General features: G+C 59.2%; 10 protein-coding genes and 1 pseudogene. 7 read left to right on the top strand and 4 right to left on the bottom strand.

The genetic code is table 11. The annotated features are described in order from the left end of the window. Positions 1–151 precede the first annotated feature (151 nt). From HMPREF2919_RS06595 to HMPREF2919_RS09185, 3 genes are all read left to right on the top strand, one after another. Positions 152–4,138 (top strand): S8 family serine peptidase, encoded by a 3,987-nt coding sequence (locus HMPREF2919_RS06595; protein ID WP_070666883.1) that lies wholly within the window; start codon positions 152–154, stop codon positions 4,136–4,138. A gap of 365 nt (positions 4,139–4,503) precedes the next feature. Continuing rightward, positions 4,504–8,544: a S8 family serine peptidase gene (locus HMPREF2919_RS06590; RefSeq protein ID WP_070666881.1), complete on the top strand. Its 4,041-nt coding sequence runs from the start codon at positions 4,504–4,506 to the stop codon at positions 8,542–8,544. Between the two features lie 95 nt (positions 8,545–8,639). Further along, positions 8,640–8,780: a hypothetical protein gene (locus HMPREF2919_RS09185; RefSeq protein WP_161799349.1), complete on the top strand. Its 141-nt coding sequence runs from the start codon at positions 8,640–8,642 to the stop codon at positions 8,778–8,780. An 87-nt stretch (positions 8,781–8,867) separates the two neighbouring features. Here the strand turns inward: HMPREF2919_RS09185 and HMPREF2919_RS06585 are convergent, their stop codons facing one another. Further along, positions 8,868–9,170 carry a hypothetical protein gene (locus HMPREF2919_RS06585; RefSeq protein ID WP_049350518.1) on the bottom strand — a complete coding sequence of 101 codons (303 nt, stop codon included), beginning with the start codon at positions 9,168–9,170 and terminating at the stop codon, positions 8,868–8,870. A 297-nt stretch (positions 9,171–9,467) separates the two neighbouring features. Here HMPREF2919_RS06585 and nadE point away from each other — a divergent pair, with 297 nt between their 5' ends. Then, positions 9,468–10,301 (top strand): ammonia-dependent NAD(+) synthetase, encoded by an 834-nt coding sequence (nadE, locus tag HMPREF2919_RS06580; RefSeq protein ID WP_070599234.1) that lies wholly within the window; start codon positions 9,468–9,470, stop codon positions 10,299–10,301. Positions 10,302–10,430: 129 nt separating this feature from the next. Here nadE and HMPREF2919_RS06575 read toward each other — a convergent pair whose 3' ends face one another. Both HMPREF2919_RS06575 and HMPREF2919_RS06570 read right to left on the bottom strand, forming a co-directional pair. After that, positions 10,431–11,930: an MATE family efflux transporter gene (locus tag HMPREF2919_RS06575; protein ID WP_070666878.1), complete on the bottom strand. Its 1,500-nt coding sequence runs from the start codon at positions 11,928–11,930 to the stop codon at positions 10,431–10,433. A gap of 198 nt (positions 11,931–12,128) precedes the next feature. Continuing rightward, a complete protein-coding gene (locus tag HMPREF2919_RS06570) occupies positions 12,129–13,769 on the bottom strand; it encodes a Na+/H+ antiporter (protein ID WP_070666876.1) in 1,641 nt (546 codons plus the stop codon). A 435-nt stretch (positions 13,770–14,204) separates the two neighbouring features. Here HMPREF2919_RS06570 and pdxS point away from each other — a divergent pair, with 435 nt between their 5' ends. Together pdxS and pdxT are read left to right on the top strand one after the other, a co-directional pair. Next, on the top strand, positions 14,205–15,110 hold the full coding sequence (gene pdxS, locus HMPREF2919_RS06565; RefSeq protein ID WP_005507298.1) for a pyridoxal 5'-phosphate synthase lyase subunit PdxS: 906 nt from the start codon (positions 14,205–14,207) through the stop codon (positions 15,108–15,110). 107 nt (positions 15,111–15,217) lie between these two features. After that, on the top strand, positions 15,218–15,856 hold the full coding sequence (gene pdxT / locus HMPREF2919_RS06560) for a pyridoxal 5'-phosphate synthase glutaminase subunit PdxT (protein WP_070599239.1): 639 nt from the start codon (positions 15,218–15,220) through the stop codon (positions 15,854–15,856). 110 nt (positions 15,857–15,966) lie between these two features. On the opposite strand, the gene HMPREF2919_RS06555 is transcribed toward pdxT, so the two are convergent. Continuing rightward, positions 15,967–16,632 carry a hypothetical protein gene (locus HMPREF2919_RS06555; RefSeq protein WP_070593105.1) on the bottom strand — a complete coding sequence of 222 codons (666 nt, stop codon included), beginning with the start codon at positions 16,630–16,632 and terminating at the stop codon, positions 15,967–15,969. Between the two features lie 1,206 nt (positions 16,633–17,838). Between HMPREF2919_RS06555 and HMPREF2919_RS06545 the strand changes: the two are divergent. Then, positions 17,839–18,196: pseudogene (locus HMPREF2919_RS06545) on the top strand (hypothetical protein); the annotation flags it as partial.

Here is an 18,196-nt window from a genome sequence, read left to right as displayed (position 1 = left end):
AAATCCCGGAACCTCTCAAGTTTTGGTGGCGGTTTCACCGGCGGATGCACTCACTCGTCGTCTGCCGGTGGGGCCGCCTCCGCACATCACCGATACACAACCACAGAGCACACAGCACTGTCGAAAAATAGATAATCCGAAGGAGGATTCCATGACAACGCCTCATGCGCCACGCCGCAGAATGAAGGCTGTCGGTGCGACCGGTTTGAGTGCGGCTCTTGCCCTTACTCTCGGCGTTCCCGCCACTTTCTCTGCCGCTCACGCTCAGAGCCCCCAGCAGGTCGAAGGAAGCACTGCGAGCGCATCCGGTAACGCTGCCTCGCGTATCAGCCCGGGCCTGCAGAAGGCTGAAGGCCAGATCACCGTGTACGTGCAGTTCAAGGGCAAGGGCGCGTATGAGCAGACCCAGTCCGCGGCTGTTCTGGCACGTAAGGAGGCGCCGGCGAACCGTCAGGCGCAGGTGCAGGCTATTGCAGCTCAGGTGCAGTCGCAGGCTCAGTCTGTGGCGGCTGCTTCTGGCGCGAAGCTGATGTACACCACGCATAATGCGATGCGTGGTGCGGCGATTACTGGTGATGCTGCGCAGATTCGTGCGTTGGCGGAGCGCCCGGATGTGGAGCGTATTTCGCCGATTATCGCGAAGGAGCGTATGAACTCCGGTAGCGAGATTGATACGAAGACTCTTGCCACGTGGACTCGTGAGAATACGGGGTACACGGGTAAGGGCGTGAAGATTGCGGTTGTTGACTCCGGTGTTGACTATACGCACGCTGATTTTGGTGGCCCCGGTACGGTGGATTCGTACCTGAAGGCTAAGGCGATGACGGAGCTTCCGTCCGCTGATTCGGGTCTGATTGATCGTAATAAGTTCATTGGCGGCATTGACTTGGTCGGTGATGACTACAATGCGTCGGTGGCTGAGAAGTCGACTCCGCAGCCGGATAATAACCCGCTGGATTGCCGCCCGGATGGTTTCGGTTCTGGCGGTCACGGCACGCACGTGGCGGGTACTGCCGCCGGTTATGGTGTGACGGCGAACGGTACGACTTACCGTGGCGATTACAAGAACCTGACGGAGGAGCAGCTGAAGGGCATGTCTATTGGCCCCGGTACTGCTCCTGATGCTCAGATTTTGGCGATTCGTGTGTTCGGTTGCTACGGCAATTCGAGTGTTGTGATGAAGGCGCTCGATACCGTGATGGACCCGAATGGTGACGGTGATTTCTCTGACCGCGCCGACATTGTGAACCTGTCGCTCGGTGGCGAGTTCGCCCCGGCTGACGACCCTGAGTCGTACATGATTAATACGATGGCGCGCCAGGGTGTGTTCACTGTGGCTGCTGCCGGTAACGCCAATAACTACAACGGTGTGGGTGACACCTACTCCGATTCGGGTAGCCCCGCGAATGCGGCTGCGGCGCTGTCGGTGGCGAACGCCTACGGTTCGACTCAGCCGATTGACCGTGTCCGCGCGACCACGAAGACTGGTTTGGAGTGGTTGCAGGGTGATTACTCGGTGAACTTCGATTATTCGAAGGCGTCCGCTGATCAGCTGCGCGGCGAGGTTGTTGCCGCACCGAAGCGTAACCGTTACGCTTGCGAGGCTTTCACCGCTGAAGAGGCGAAGGCTTTGAAGGGTAAGTGGGTTTACTTCGAGTGGGATCAGGACGATTTGACGTTCCCGTGCGGTTCGAAGGTGCGTTTCGATAACGTTCAGGCTGCCGGCGGTGTTGGTGTGGTGATGGCCGGTAAGGCTGAGCGCTACACGATCGGCATTGGTGGTAATGCGACCATTCCGGGTCTGCGTCTGACTGCTTCTTCGACGAAGGACCTGGAGAAGGCCCTGGCTGCCGGTCCGGTAACCGTCGAGATGAACCTGGACTACAAGGCTTCGGGTCGTAGCACCCACTCGCACGCTTTTGATCTGAATTCCTCGAGCGCTCGCGGCCAGCACGGTTCTGATGGCTTCATTAAGCCTGACCTTGCGGCACCGGGTACTGAGATTGTCTCTGCCGCTGTGGGCACGGGTAATAAGGGTGTTTCCTTCACCGGTACCTCCATGGCGACCCCGCATGTTGCCGGTGTTGCCGCTCTGGTGATGCAGGCGCATCAGGATTACAACCCGCAGATGATTAAGGCTGCGCTGATGAACGGCGCGTCCACCCCGATCAAGAATGAGCAGGGTGCGCAGTACGCGGTGGATCGTGTGGGTACGGGCATGGTGAATGCTCGCGCCGCCGTGGACGCGAAGGTTATCGCATACGATGCGAAGACCCCCGAGCGTGTTTCGACCGCGTTTGGTGTGCTGGAGTATACCCCCGATTCGGGTATTCAGACTGTTCAGCGTGAAATCGTGCTGGACAACACCGATTCGCAGGCTCACACCTACACTCTGAGCTACGAGGCAAGCACGACCATCCCGGGTGTGGAGTACTCCTACCCGCAGCAGGTGAGCGTGGGTGCCGGTGAGCGTAAGAACGTGACCGTGACCGTGCGTATTGACCCGTCCAAGCTGGAGAAGACCATGGACCCGGCAATGAGCGCCGACCAGGTCGCTCAGGACTGGACGAACGGTAAGACTCTGGCTGCCGGTAAGCGCCAGTACATTGCGAGCGCTTCTGGTCGCCTGATTTTCTCTGAGAATGGTCGCGAGGCGATCCGCCAGTCGATTCACGTGGCACCGAAGCCCGTCTCGAAGATGCGTGTTGATGCCTCCCGTATTGATTACAAGGGCATTGCCGATAAGGAGTCCACGGTGACTCTGCGCGGTACGACCCTGAACCAGGGTGGTTACCGTTCGCTGCTGGGTGCATTTGAGCTGGGTGCGGTCAGTGACCGTATTCCGTCCGGTCAGTTGAAGCTGCCGTCGAACCAGGCTGTTGACCTGCAGTATGTGGGTGCCGCCTCGGACGCTCCGGCTTTGAAGGCTGCCGGTAAGAACCCGAACGATGGTTCTCTGTTCTTCGGCATTTCGACCTGGGGCACCTGGGACAGCATGCACTGGGGCCGTCAGGTACAGGTTCAGATTGATACGAACAACGACTCCGCCGCAGATTACGTTCTGGAGGTGACCCGCGAGAAGGGTCTGGACTACCCGCTGGTGAAGGTCTGGTCCATCTCCGGTAACGCATCCACCGTGGTGGCTCGCTACCCGCTGAACAACGCCTGGGGCGACACCGACACCAACATCATGGACACCAACACCATGATTCTGGGTGTGCCGCTGAAGGACCTGGGTCTGACCGCTGAGAAGGCTCAGAGCATCAAGTACACGGTGCAGACTGACACCTGGCACAACGAGGGTAACTCCTACGTGGACACCACCTCGGCTATCGAGTACTCCCCCTTCAACCCCGGTGTTTGGTTCACCGGTGAGGAGTCGGGCGTGCCCGGCCTGTTCGTGGACCGTGACGGCGGTCAGCTGACCGTTCACCGCAAGAACAACAACAAGGAGCGTCAGGCTCTGTTCCTGCACATGCACAACGCGACCGGTGACCTGAGCGGCCGTAAGACCGCTAACGGTGTTGCCGCTGGCGACCGTGCGCAGGTCGTGAAGGTGGCTCGTACCATCCACGATGCACGCTTCACCGACGTTCCGGCGGATAACCAGTTCTACCGTGAAATCACGTGGATTGCTGCCCGTCAGATTGACCGCGGCTACCAGGACGGCACCTTCCGCCCGCTGAACAACATGGACCGCGCAACCATGGCTGCGTACTTCTACCGTATGAGCGGCTCGCCGCAGTACACCGCGCCGTCCACCCCGAGCTTCTCTGATGTTCCGCTCAACCACCCCTACTACAAGGAGATTGAGTGGATGAAGGCTCAGGGCATCACGACCGGCTGGCCCGATGGTACGTACCGTCCGGAGGGTTCGGTGAACCGTGACGCGATGGCTGCGTTCTTCTACCGTTACGCTGGTTCGCCCGAGTACACTGCCCCCGCGCAGGCTCGTTTCACGGACGTTCCGACCGACAAGCAGTTCTACCGCGAGATTTCGTGGCTGGCTGAGCAGGGCGTGACCACCGGCTGGCCCGATGGTTCGTTCCGCCCCGTGGAGCCGGTGCACCGCGACGCTATGGCGGCGTTCGTGTACCGCTACAGCACGGGTGTGCTGAAGGAAAGCCCTGAAATCTAGGGTTCCGGAATCTAAGAACCTATAGGTTCTACCGAGGGAGCCGTACCGTTGCAGTTTATCTGCGGCGGTGCGGCTCCCTTTTTCTGTGGTTGGGTGCTTTGTTATTTACGCGTAATGTTCCGTAATACGAGTTTGACTAGGTTATATAAAGAATCGTTGAGACAATAAGTGAAGGTTTCTTCACCATCGGCATGAACCTTGACGTTTACGCCGCACAGACGCACTGGAGGCGCACTGGAAACACAGTGCAGACGCACCGTAGCACTCTCGGTGCAGAACCCTTGCCGTACAGCTCTCCGAGTAGAACTCTCGGCGTAGAAACCGCTAAGAAACACACCATAACTAAAAGAATCAAGGAGCATTCAGTGGCAACCTTCCCTGAAGCTACCCCCGCGCGAGCCGCCCGGCACACACAGCCGGGCCGCCTCAAGCAGCTGGCACGCAGCTGCGGCGCACTCACCCTGGGGCTCACCCTCGGGCTGACCGCCCTGCCGTTCGGTACCGCCGCCTACGCGGCACCGGGCGTAGTACGCGGCGCAGACCGGGACGCACCCCACCAGAACACCGGCACCGGCGAGAACAACAACGAAGTCCTCTCCCCCAGCCTGGACGGCGCCACCGGCGAACGCGCCGTATTCGTCCGGTTCAAGGGTCAGGGCGCGTACGCCCAGACCCAGCCGGACGCGGTCCGCTCCCGCGCGCAGGCACCCGTCAACGCGCAGGCGCAGGTGCAGGCAATCCGCGCCAGCGTGCAGCAGCAGGGCGCCTCCGCGGCGAAGGAATCCGGCGCGCAGGTCCTGTACACCACCCACAACACGATGCGCGGCGTGGCGCTCTACGGTAACGTCGAGCAGATTCGTGCGCTCGCGAACCGCGACGATGTGGAACGCATCAGCATCATTGAGGACATGGCACCGCAGAACAGCGGCACCCTCATTGATACGGACACGCTCTCCGTGTGGGCGAAGAGCCCGGCGAACCCCGCCTCCACCGGCTACACCGGCAAGGGCGTGAAGATCGTCGTGCTCGATACCGGTATCGACTACACGCACGCCGATTTGGGTGGCCCCGGCACGCAGGAAGCCTTCGAGAAGGCAAAGGCTTCCGACACGATCCCCGAGGGCACCTACGATCCGAAGAAGTTCCTCGGCGGCTACGACCTGGTCGGCGACGACTACAACTCCGGCAAGAAGGAAACCTCCACGCCCCACCCTGATAACAACCCGCTCGACTGCGGCGGCCACGGCAGCCACGTTGCCGGCACCGCGGCAGGCTACGGCGTGAACGCGGACGGCAGCACCTTCCACGGCGACTACTCCAAGCTCACCGAAGAGCAGCTCAAGGACATGAAAATCGGCCCCGGCTCCGCACCGGACGCCCAGCTGATTGGCCTGCGCATCTTCGGTTGTAAGGGCACCACCGCGTTCGTCCCCAAGGGCCTGGACCGCGTGCTCGACCCCAACGACGACGGCGACTTCTCCGACCGCGCCGACATCGCGAACCTGTCGCTCGGCAACGAGTTCGGCGTGTTCGATGAGACCGTGAACTACGCGGTCGGTTCCCTCTACCGCGAGGGCATCCTCTCCGTGGTTGCGGCGGGTAACGCCAACAACTACAACGCCGTGGGCGACACCTACTCCAACTCGGGTGGCCCCGGCACCAGCGCCTACGGCCTGACCGTGGCGAACTCCATCGGCTCGACCCAGCTGGTAGACCGCGTGAAGATTCTCGCCCCCGCGAACGAGGCGGACACCTACGGTGACTACTCGGTGAGCTTCGACTACTCGAAGGCGACCGAGGAGCAGCTGCGCGGTACCGTGGTGCGTGCCGCCTCCCGCAACCGCTACGCCTGCGAAGCATTCACCGAAGAGGAAGCCGCAGCGCTGAAGGGCAAGTGGGCTCTCATCGACTGGGCGGACGCTGACGGCACCGCACCCTGCGGTTCGAAGGTACGCTTCGACAACCTGCAGGCGGCTGGCGCAACCGGCGTGGTGCTCACCTCGAACACTGAGGTTGGTGATACCGCTATCGGCGGTAACTCCTCCATTCCGGGCGTGCGCCTGGCAAAGAGCCAGGTGGAGCGCCTTTCCGCGCAGATTGATTCGGGTGAGATGACCCTGCAGCTCGGCGAGAACCTGCGCGACTCGATCCGCGTGCCCAACGGCAAGCTGGATCAGGCGAACACCTCCACCGCGCGTGGCCTGCACGGTTCGCACGGCATCACCAAGCCGGACGTTGCGGCACCGGGCACGAACATTTCCTCTATCGAGGTTGGTAGCGGCACCGGTTCGAGCGTGAAGACCGGTACGTCCATGTCCACGCCGTTTGTTGCCGGTGTTGCGGCGCTGATCATGCAGGCGCACCCGGAGTACGGTCCGCGCATGCTTAAGACCGTCATCATGAACACCGCCGACCACCACATGCAGGACGCCTGGGGCAACCCCTACGCGGTGGACCGTGTGGGTACCGGCCGCATCAACACGCGTGCGGCGGTGGCTGACCGCGTCATGCTGTTCAACGCGGCACGCCCCGAACAGGTTTCGGACACTTTCGGCGTGCTCGAGTACACCCCGAACGCCGGTGTGCAGACCCTGCAGCACCGCGTGAGCGTCGAGAACACCGACTCGGTGGCGCACACCTACACCCTGAACTATGAGGGAAGCACGAGCATCCCGGGTGTGGAGTTCTCCTACCCGCAGTCCGTGTCTGTGGGTGCCGGTCAGAAGGCAACGTTCACCGTGACGGTGCGCATTGACCCGTCGAAGCTGGAGAAGACCCGCGACCCGTCCATGTACCCGAACCAGGATTCGGTGAACTACTCGACCGGTACGGTCACCATTTCGGGTGCCCGCCAGTACATTGCGAGCGCTTCGGGCCGCCTGATCCTGACCGATGCTGACTCGTCGGCTGCGGTGAAGACCCTGCGCATGCCGCTGCATGTGGCCCCGAAACCGGTCTCCGCAATGCGCGTAGCCGGTGCAGATATTCACTTTGACACGAACGGCGTGGGTGCCCTGGAGCAGACCCTGACCCTGCAGGGTACCGCGGTGGATCAGGGCGGTTACCGCTCCCTGCTGGGTGCCTTTGAGCTGGGCGCTTCGAGCCCGCGCATCCCCACCGCGAAGCTGGGTGTGGGTTCGGATTCCCGCATGGACCTGCAGTATGTGGGTGCCACCTCGAACGTGGCGGCGTTGAAGGCTGCCGGTGCGGACACCTCGCAGGCGCACCTGTCCTTTGGTATTTCCACCTGGGGTAACTGGCAGGAGGTGACCCCGCGCGGCACCTACTACGTGTTCGTTGACACCGACAAGGACGGCACGAGCGACTACCGCCTGCAGACGGTGCGTGAGAAGGGCCTGGACTACCCGCTAGTGAAGGTTTCTAAGCGCAGCAACGGCAAGTGGCAGGCCATTGAGAACGCCCTGTACCCGCTGAACGGCACCTGGGGTGATACGGACACCAACATCATGGATTCGAACACTCTGGTGATGACTGTTCCGCTGAGCGTTCTGGGTCTGGACCCGGACGCCGAGTCCACTGAGATTTCGTACTCGGTGACCACTTCTAGCGCGTTCTCCGCGACGACCGTGGTTGATACGACTGATTCGGTGGTGTTCAACTATGCGGCGCCGAAGCTGTGGTTCAGCGGCGATTCGGCGGGCGTGCCGAACCTGTTCGTGGACGCACCCTCCGCGCAGCTGGTGGCGCACCGTAACGGCGACGCGAAGAACGTTTCTGCGCTGTTCCTGCACATGCACAATGCGACCGGTGACCTGTCCGGTGTGAATGGGGCTGCGGGTGAGCGTGCGCAGGTTCTGCGTGTCTCGTCGAACTCTGAGGATACCGCCGCGAGCGCGCACTTTACGGATGTTCCGGCGGATTACCCGTTCGTGAATGACATTAACTGGCTGGCTCAGCGTCGTATTACGACCGGCTACCCTGACGGCACGTTCCGCCCGAACGGTTCGGTGGAGCGCGGCGCGATGGCGGCGTTCTTCTACCGTATGGCGGGTTCGCCGCAGTTCACTGCGCCGAGCACTCCGAGCTTTAAGGATGTGCCGCGTGACCACCCGTTCTACAAGGAGATTGAGTGGATGCGCGCTCGCGGTATTACGACCGGCTGGTCGGATGGTACGTTCCGTCCGAATGCTGCGGTGAACCGTGATGCTATGGCGGCGTTCTTCTACCGTTTTGCGGGTTCGCCGGCGTATTCGGCTCCTGTAGCGTCGCCGTTTAGCGACGTGTCGGCCGGTAGCCAATTCTACCGTGAGATTTCGTGGTTGGCTGATCAGCGTATTACGACAGGTTGGGCTGATGGTTCGTTCCGTCCGGTTCAGCCGATTGAGCGTGGCGCGATGGCGGCGTTCTTGCACCGCTATAACGTGCGTGTGCTGAATAACCGCTAGTCGGATGCGGATGTGAGGGCCGTGTCGGGGTAGAGTTTTCTGCCCCGACACGGCTCTTTCTGTGGGCTGTTATGTCTGCGGCGTAGACTTAGGTTATGCGTGAATTACAGGTTCAGAACGGCGAGGATGAGACGCTGTCAGCTACTCGGGACGCCCTCGACCAGGAGGAGCTTCTGAACGCGGCGGCGGACTTCGTTGACCGTTATGAGAGCGTCTTTGAAAATCTAAGCCACTGATATTCCTTTGAAAGAAATACCCCCGGTGGATGCCGTACGCATCTGCCGGGGGTATTTGCTTGCCTCACTCTGCCCGAGGCGGCCTAGTTAGCGTTGGCGGGCTTCTTTACGGTTGAGCTTCTCAATGGCGGCTTCCACCTTGGACTTGCGGTGACTCAGCTTCCAGAGGCTGAAAGACTGCGTCAAGGTACTCTTGCCGATCTCCACGAGGGAAGGCAGCCCCTGCCGGATGAGTGCCTCATTGATTTCTTCCTGGGTGGCGCCCTGCTCCTTCATCTGCTCGACGAGGATGTTCGCCTCCGCTATTTTCCCGGAGGTGAGCGGGTGGTTTTCGAGGCTGGTTTCGATGTCTACGAGCTCGTCGTAGAGTTCAGTTTTTGTTTTTGCCATGGTGCTGTCTTCACCGTCCTTGGTTGACGTGTTCTGTGGCATTGGGTGTGGGGGCGTTTTCCCTCATCACCGGCTGTTTTGAACGGTATTTGAACCGTATGTTCATGCTAACAGCCGCGTAGCTTGTCGCACAGGGTTTTTACCGGTGAGTATGCTGTGTATTTGCGGGCCTGGCGGGAGGCTGGGGCACCACTGAACCCGCCGCGTGCGCCGCGCTGAACGCACCGTGTGGAATACTACCTCGCCTCCCTCGGCGGTTCACCGCGCGGGCTATAAGGTGGAGCGTACACTTAAGTCATGCGTGAATTACAGGCACAGATCATCCGTGAAATGGGCGTCAAGCCCAACATGACCGAAGAGCAGGCACGCGAAGAAGTGGAGCGTCGCATCCAGTTCATCTGCGACTACCTGGAAGCCACCGGAAGCCGCGGCCTGGTACTGGGCATCAGCGGCGGCATCGACTCCACTCTGGCGGGTCGCCTCTGCCAGCTGGCTGTCGACCGCCTCAACGAGCGTGGCCGCACCACCGAGTTCGTGGCGGTGCGCCTGCCCTACCGTGTGCAGCACGACGAAGAGGACGCGCAGGAGGCGCTGCGTTTCATCCAGCCCACCCGTTCCCTGACCTTCAACATTGCGGAGGCTGTCGACGGTTTCGACACCGCCTACACTGCCGCGACCGGCGAGCAGATGAGCGACTTCAACAAGGGTAATGTGAAGGCGCGCGCCCGCATGATCGCCCAGTATGCGGTGGCTGGCGGCCCCGGCTACCTGGTGGTGGGTACCGACCATGCGGCGGAGTCCATTACGGGTTTCTTCACGAAGTTCGGTGACGGCGGCGCGGACCTGCTGCCGCTGTACGGCCTGAATAAGCGCCAGAACCAGCTGCTGCTGCGTGTTTTGGGTGCGTCTGAGCGTCTGTGGGCTAAGCCGCCGACGGCTGACCTGCTGGACGGCGTGCCCGGCCGTACCGATGAGGATGAGCTGGGTCTGACGTACCCGCAGATTGATGACTACCTGGAGGGTAAGGAAATCGACGAGGCGGCCGCTGCGAAGCTGGAGCAGATTTACCTGCGTAGCCGCCATAAGCGCACCACTCCGGTGACGATTTTTGATTCCTGGTGGAAGAACTAGCGCTTTACCGCCGTAAAACTAACGTAAAAGCTCCGGGCTCCTATGCGGGAGTCCGGAGCTTTCGTGTAAACGCTGACTGCGTAGGTGCTCGCCGCGTAGGTGCTGGCGAGCGCTCGCGTTCAGAGGCGTTTATGCCTTCGATGCGGCGGCAGCCTGAACGTCCGAATCCTCAGAACCTTCAGCCTCAACCTCAGCTTCAGCGGGCGGTACCTTCGCGCCACCCGTGGCGAGGAACAGCACCAGGCCCAACGCGCAGGCGAGCACCTGGGTGAAGGGGAACGCCCAGGTCAGACCCTTAAAGCCGAACCACATGTTGCCGAAGTACACGGCGGGGAAGAACAGCAGAGCAATACCGAGGGTCATCAGCATTGCCGGGCCGCCCTTACCGGCCGCCTGGAACCAAGACACAAACACGATGCTGACCGCGTTGAACACGGCGGCGAGCATCAGCGCAACCATAATCTCCTCGCCGGTGTCGATGAGGCTTGCATCGCCAACCACGGCGAGCAGTTCACGGCGGAAAATCAGCACCGGAATGGTGATGATCGCGGAGGTCGCCACGGACAGGATCGTTGCGGTGCGCAGCGCCTCCTTCACGCGGGCGCCGTTGCGGGCACCGTACGCGTAGGCGTACAGCGGGATACCGCCCATGCACAGGCCCATGCACAGCATTTCGGGCACCATGTTCAGGCGCATTGCCAGGCCGAACGCTGCGACGGTGTCGTCACCGTAGGAGGCGGCGAGGTTGTTCAGCAGCAGGGCGGCGAAGATCAGGTTGAGGCTCTGAATGAGCTCGGCGGCACCGACCGCGACCACGGGCTTGATAATGGCGGGGTCGAGGGAGAAGTCGCGGATGTTTGCGGAGAAGTTCTCGCTCTGACGCATCAGGAACAGCAGGTAGTACAGCATGGACGCAACGTTCGCCAGGATCATCGCCCAGCCGGCGCCGGCGATACCCATGCCCATGATGGCAATGAACAGCACATCAAAGATGCAGGTGACGACGGTACCGACGATGATGCCGTACATGGACTGCTTGGCGTAGCCTTCGGATCGGACCAGCTGTTCCAGGGTGAACATGCCAATGGCAAAGGGGGCGCCGAGGAACATGAGGTGCACGTAGATGCGGGTCGGCTCGTAGGAGCCGCCGGAGGCACCCATAATGCCGGTGATCGGGTCGGCAAGGATGAAGCCGATAATGGCGGCGATAACACCGGCGCCGAGCGCCGAGTAGAGGGCGAAGGAGGTGACGCGGTGAATTTCGTGGGCGGGCTGGCCTTCACCGAGCTTGCGGGAGGCGAGGGTTGAGGAGCCCAGGCCGAACAGGCCTGCGATCGCCATGATGACGCCGAAGACGGGCACGCCGTAGCTGGTGGCGGCGAGGTCTTCGGTGCCGCCGTAGTGGCCGACGAAGTAGGAGTTCACCACGTTGTAGATGCTGGTGATGGCGAGGCCGAGTGCCATGGGCACGCCGAGGGAGAGGAGCGCCTTGAGGATGGGTGCTTCTTTGAGCAGGTAGATGTTCTGCGGGTCTTCGCTTGCGCCGTGCGGGCCGTGTCCTGCGGCGGGTGCGGTGTTGTTGGGTGCGCCGTTTTTGGGCGCGTTATTTTCAGTCTGGTGGGACGTCATAGGTTCCTGTGGTTCTAGTCTGTGTTGTGTCCGGTGCGCGGCAAGAAGCGTGGTCCGCGCGAAAAAACGGGCTAGTGTATTGTACCGTCTCCACGTAGTGGTGGGTCTAGAGGTTTAGACATAAAAAGCAACGAGGCGCCCCTCCCCGTTTAGGGGTGGGGCGCCTCGCCTCATACGTATCGCATGTAGGAGTGTGAGCTATTCGAGCTCAACCGGACCAAGCACGCGAACCTCCTCAATATCCAGGATTTCCTGAATCGCGTGGAGCACATTCGTGTCGATTATGCGCTCATTACGCAGGCGCTTGAGCACGCTGCGTTGCTTCTCCAAATGCCGCAGGCGCAGCTCTTTCTCAAGGTCGCCCGCTTCAATAATGCGGCGGGCTTCTTCCGGCGCATTCGCACCGTCTTTACGAACGGCGTGCAGGTTGCGGTGTATACTCGCGTTGTACATCTGTTCGTCGGCAATGCGGTCGATAATCCACTGTGGTGCACCAATTTCCTGGCCGATCTCAGCCACAGAGTCGAAGGACTCGGCAATGATTGTGCGGATTGCTTCATTAATCTCATCTTCTTCGGTGGTATCAACCGGAATTTTCGCCCACCTAATAACGAGCGGCAGGAGCATCCCCTGAACCACCATCGACAGCAGAACCACGCCCGCAACAACAAAGATAATAAAGTCACGCGCGGGAACATCAGTCGGCACGGAGAGAGCCACCGCGAGGGAAACACCGCCGCGCAGTCCCGCAAAAGTGTTCACTACACGACCACGGAAAGTTGTGCGCAGCTGCCTCTGCTTTTCTGAACGGTCAAGGGCACGAATAATACCAATCGAGATGTGCAGGAAGATAAAACGCACCGCAATGGAAACGAGCCACACCACCACAATCACGGCGAGCGCCAAAGCCCACGCATAGTTGTATTCATGAACAACACCATCCATATGCTCAACGGCGCTGGGCAGCTGAACACCCACGAGCACGAAGAGCGCACCGTTCATGACATAGGTGACGAACGCCCAGATGGGCAGTCCGTAGAAACGGTTCTGGGGTTTGATGGTATCCGGTCCGCGATAGGTCAGGTAGAAAGCGGCGACCACCACAGCCACCACTCCGGAACCTTTCATGCCTTCAAAAGGCTCGATTTCTTCAGACAGGAAGAAAGCAATAAACGGTATGGTAAACATGAACACACTGAAGTTCATGGGGTTGCCGATGTGCGCACGCAGCTTATCTGCACCCCATCCGACGGCCAGGCCAACGAGAGTTCCAATCAGGAACGAGAAGAAGAACATTCCGGATGCGGTCCCCAGGGTAAGTTCATGACCGCCCGCAAGCTGCAGGGCGAGTGCGAAAAGAACTAGGGTGGTGCCGTCGTTAATGAGTGCTTCCGCTTTGAGGGTGGTGATGGAAGATTTGGGGAGTTTGCCGTTAAGCGTTGCCACGGCCACAGCATCGGTGGGGGCGAGCGCCACACCGATAATCAGCGCCACAGGCCAGATGAAGACGCCCATAAATGTGTGAATCACCCAAGCGATAACGAACGCCGTGAGAATTACGAGCACCGTGCCCGAGAGCAGGATGCCGCGCAGACGGGCGCGCGCTTCACGCCATGAGGTGTTGCGGGCTTCCCAGAAGAGCATGATGGGCAGGAAGATTTCGAGGATGACGTGCGGCGGCAGGCCGATACTCTGAACTTCGTGCAGTTCGTGGGCGGGCATAATGCCGATAGCCAGGCCAATGAATATCAGCACAATGGCGGGGGTTATCCGTATTTTATGGGCGAGGATATTACCCAGAAGAATTGCCAGCGATAGGGCAATGATGACTTCAAGCAATTTGGTGTGTTCCTTTTGGATGTGGCGGCTGGTTCATGGTGTGCGTCTGATAGACGGCTGATGTCCGCGAGTGTGCGGGTGCCAGGGTGCCCAAAATGTTTTGCTCGTTCCCTGGGCCGTGAGGCTTCCGCGTGGGGACGAGTGCGGGCGTAGCTTCTGTATTTTACCGTTGTTCAGTGCGGGTGGGTGGATGTTTACCCTGAGCAAAACCTTGCCTTATGGCCGCTCGGGATGTGAGTTTATGGGAGGCGACCTGCGTGCATCCGGCGGGTCTGCTCAGCCGGGCCTGCTCAGCCCACGAACCGCCCTACTCTGACCGCTTTTCATGACGTTTTGTGTCATTCTGACGTGAACTTGGGGTCGTACTGTGTCAGAGAACAGAAAATCCGCCCCTGTGAGTGCGCGCGAACACTCAGAACGTGAGAAGATAAGGTCATGACTGATAACAACACCGTAACCGGCAGCCCGCTTGTTAAGCGCGGCCTGGCCGACATGCTCAAGGGCGGCGTCATCATGGACGTCGTCACCCCCGAACAGGCTAAGATCGCTGAAGATGCTGGCGCTGTTGCCGTCATGGCTCTCGAGCGCGTTCCTGCGGATATTCGTGCGCAGGGTGGCGTGGCTCGTATGTCTGACCCGGACATGATTGAGGGCATCATTGATGCTGTTTCGATCCCGGTCATGGCGAAGGCACGCATCGGCCACTTCGTTGAGGCTCAGATTCTGGAGACCCTGAAGGTCGACTACATTGACGAGTCTGAGGTTCTTTCCCCCGCTGACTACGTGAACCACATTGATAAGCACCAGTTCAAGGTGCCTTTCGTGTGTGGTGCTACCAACCTGGGTGAGGCTCTGCGCCGTATCACCGAGGGTGCCGCTATGATCCGTTCGAAGGGCGAGGCTGGCACCGGTGACGTCTCTGAGGCAACCAAGCACATCCGCACCATTAAGCGTCAGATTGCTGAGCTGCAGGGCCTGTACAACACCATGCCTGATGAGCTGTACGTGAAGGCTAAGGAACTGGCTGCACCGTACGAGCTGGTTCGTGAGGTTGCTCAGACCGGTAAGCTGCCCGTGGTGATGTTCACCGCTGGTGGTGTGGCTACCCCCGCCGACGCTGCGATGATGATGCAGCTGGGTGCTGACGGCGTGTTCGTTGGTTCCGGTATCTTCAAGTCGGGCGACCCGGTTGCTCGTGCGAAGGCTATTGTGAAGGCTACCGCTTTCTACAATGACCCGGAGAAGGTTGCTGAGGCTTCTCGCGGCCTGGGTGAGGCTATGGTCGGCATTAACGTTGCTGACATTCCGGCACCGCACCGCCTGGCGGAGCGCGGCTGGTAATTCGTGCGCGCACCCCACGTTTGGGGTGAGTGTTTGATGAGGGGGTGGGGTTCGCTGAGGCGGGTCCCACCCTCCTTGTTTTTGTTGATTTTCTGAAGGGAGCGGTGATGGTTGAGAAGGTTCAGCCTGCCGGTGTTTTGCCGGGTGAGGGTTTGACGGTTGGTGTTTTGGCGTTGCAGGGCGGCGTGAGTGAGCATGCGGAGATGCTGGAGTCTCTGGGTGCGCAGGTGCGTTGGGTGCGTACCGGTGAGCAGCTTGAGGGCCTGGATGCGCTGGTTTTGCCGGGTGGTGAGTCGTCGACGATTGACCGTTTGACCCGTATTTTTGGTGTGCGTGAGCCGCTGATTGAGGCGATTTCTTCGGGCCTGCCGACTCTGGGTACGTGTGCTGGCCTGATTATGTTGTCGAAGCGTATTGATGATCCGGCGCCGGGTCAGCAGTCGCTGGGTGTTTTGGATGTTTCGGTGGGTCGTAACGCGTTTGGTTCGCAGGTTGATTCTGCGGAGGTGCGCCTGCCGTGGCTGACCCCTGCCGGTGATGAGGTGGTTATTGATACGGCGTTTATTCGTGCGCCGATTGTAACTGGCACTGGTGAGGGTGTGCAGGTGACGGCTCGTCATGAGGGGAAGATTGTGGGTGTGCGTTCGGGCAACCTGATTGGTATTTCTTTCCACCCGGAGGTTACGGGCGATACGACGGTGCATGAGGAGCTACTGGCTCTGGCACGCGAGGTGAAGGGCAAGTAGCCCCTCCCCCAAAAAATAAGCCCGGTAATGACCGTTTAAAGAGTTGTGGCGATGACCGTTGTTCGGTCACCGCCACAACTGTTTTTGCGTGGGCTTATGCGTGAGTGGGTTTATGCGCGGGAGCTGCTGGGGATTTGGGGCTGGGCCTTCCATTGCTGGTAGGCGCTCGTGGCGAGGAATCGTGCACGGTTCGCGTCGCTGAGCGTCTTGATGTCTGCGGGGGCTGCCTCGTACCACTTTTCGTAGAGACGAATAATCATTTCGGGGTAGGCGGCTTCTTCCAGGTCGGCGCGGTGAGGGATGAATTCGTTGCGGTCCTTGATGTCTCGGTACTCGCTACCGGCGAAGGGGTCGGAGAGTCCAACGCTGGGGCGAGCGTTGTAGGCATCGATGTTTTGAACGTATTCGGGGAAGGTGCTCCGCCCTGCTTTGAGTGCGGCGTGGCACTTGCTGTCGATTTCGCTGGGCTCAATCATGTGGGCGCCGTCTGCGAGGATGTGCCGGTACTGGATGTACGCGGGGTATTGTTCATCGGTGCGCGGGACGGGCTTGGCGGCTTCTGCTGATGCGAGATCTTCAGCGGAGTATGAGGAGCAGCTGACGGTGGGCGTGGTGCTTGCCGTTGCTGAGGCGCTCGCCGTGGAGGGTGAGGGGGTGCTGCTTGCCGCGGTGTTTGCACCACCGCAGGCGGCAAGGAACAGGGGCAGGGTTAAGAGAGCGGCACCGTATCGCAGTGCGCTATAGCGGGGGTTGGGGGTCCTAGAATTCAGGGTCATGATGTTACCTCATTGTGGGCTGGAACATACCGAATTGACCCTCACTATACGGGCAGTTTTGATACGTGGTCAAGAGAAAATTATGTTTATTTTTTAAAAGCCAACAGCTCGAAAGAAAATCGACAAACAAGCTTATTCAGCGTCTTGACTTGCGCAAACACGGAAGCCACCGGGCTCTTGAAGCAAATACGGCACAAAGACACCAGCATCAGATATTGTTATTTGCCCGATAATCAGCAGAAGCCAACATATCCAGAGGGGCACGGTTGGAGCGCCCTTTATGCAACCTCGAACTCCGTAAAAGCCTGCACCTCAACGGCCCAACGCTACTGCAGGAGGAAATAGATAAGTCCCCTAACGTATTCCCAGAGCAGCACCGAGAGGACGCACTGCGCAACAAATGCGGCTACAGCTGCGAGGGTTGGTATCCAGTAGCTACGCTTAGAACATGCAATAAAAACTGCTATAAAAATAACGCATGAGACAATATCGGGACCCAATAGAATGAATGCCTGTAGATCATATGGCCACAATATTCCATGCATATATTCTGTAGGAACTTTACATGAACTTAAGATATTGCCTTTTAAAATTTCATAAGTCCCATACATTTTAAAAACTAAATATAGCGACGCAATCCAAAAAATGCCTATGCGAAGCTTTACACCCAGCCATATACTAAAGATCTGCCACAAGCTAGCTAATACAACTCCCACCACGAAGAAGGGTATATAGTCGAAATATGCACTTTGCCACCTATCACATGGCGAGACAAATCCATTGAACTCTATATACAGGCTAGTTGGGAAAATATAGAAAAATTGCAATACAATGAGAAACAAGATATATAAAATTATTTTCTCATTTACGGCAAACATCTTATAAGTAGAATTCATGATGCCATTTCCTTTCAGTAGCATAAAACGCTAGTAGCGGAACACCGAATACATAGCCTCAATGTTGTTTTTCTTATCTACTAAGCCCCAAAACCAAAGCTAAAACAGTAAGTGACCCGCAAAATCTCCGCACTCTTACCCTATCTACCTCATGTTTAAGCAGGTCAGAACCTTAAGACTACTGGGTAGCACACCTTGTGTCTAGAGTGTTGGTTTTAAACTAAGATGGTATTTTCCATTGACCACATATCAAATATTTGGGTATGTTTAGACGCAATATATCGTTCCATCCCTCTTGTGAGGTGGTCTCATGACCCACACCCCTGTTTTTCTTTCGTTCCGTTCCAGCGGTCTACGACGCAGTGCCGCGCTGGCGATTCTCCCCCTGCTTCTTGCCTCCTGCGGTAGCTCCACCAGCACGGCATCAAACACTCCCGCACCCTCGAACACAACCGTGGCTTCATCCCCGTCAGCTTCAAGCGCCGCCGGGTCCGCTTCCTCTTCCGCGGCGAAGAAGACCTCCACCCCCTGCCTTGAACCTGACGAAGCCGCGAAAGCTCAAGCCCTCAAGCAGCAGGAAGCCATCAGCGCCGACCGCGGTACGGCACTGCCCTCCTACGTCTCCGCGCGGCATGTTGTGCGCAACCAGGCGAACTTCCCCCCCCCCC

This window comes from Rothia sp. HMSC068E02 (assembly GCF_001813565.1).
Classification (GTDB): domain Bacteria; phylum Actinomycetota; class Actinomycetes; order Actinomycetales; family Micrococcaceae; genus Rothia.
The sequence above is the reverse complement of the archived record's forward strand: the minus strand, read 5'-3'. Positions and strand labels throughout refer to the sequence as shown.

Bases quoted from the DNA above. Each gene is read 5' to 3' on its own strand.
- nadE (WP_070599234.1), top strand. From the start codon at position 9,468: ATGCGTGAATTACAGGCACAGATCATCCGTGAAATGGGCGTCAAGCCC.
- HMPREF2919_RS06575 (WP_070666878.1), bottom strand. From the start codon at position 11,930: ATGACGTCCCACCAGACTGAAAATAACGCGCCCAAAAACGGCGCACCC.
- pdxS (WP_005507298.1), top strand. From the start codon at position 14,205: ATGACTGATAACAACACCGTAACCGGCAGCCCGCTTGTTAAGCGCGGC.
- pdxT (WP_070599239.1), top strand. From the start codon at position 15,218: ATGGTTGAGAAGGTTCAGCCTGCCGGTGTTTTGCCGGGTGAGGGTTTG.
- HMPREF2919_RS09185 (WP_161799349.1), top strand. From the start codon at position 8,640: ATGCGTGAATTACAGGTTCAGAACGGCGAGGATGAGACGCTGTCAGCT.
- HMPREF2919_RS06595 (WP_070666883.1), top strand. From the start codon at position 152: ATGACAACGCCTCATGCGCCACGCCGCAGAATGAAGGCTGTCGGTGCG.
- HMPREF2919_RS06585 (WP_049350518.1), bottom strand. From the start codon at position 9,170: ATGGCAAAAACAAAAACTGAACTCTACGACGAGCTCGTAGACATCGAA.
- HMPREF2919_RS06555 (WP_070593105.1), bottom strand. From the start codon at position 16,632: ATGACCCTGAATTCTAGGACCCCCAACCCCCGCTATAGCGCACTGCGA.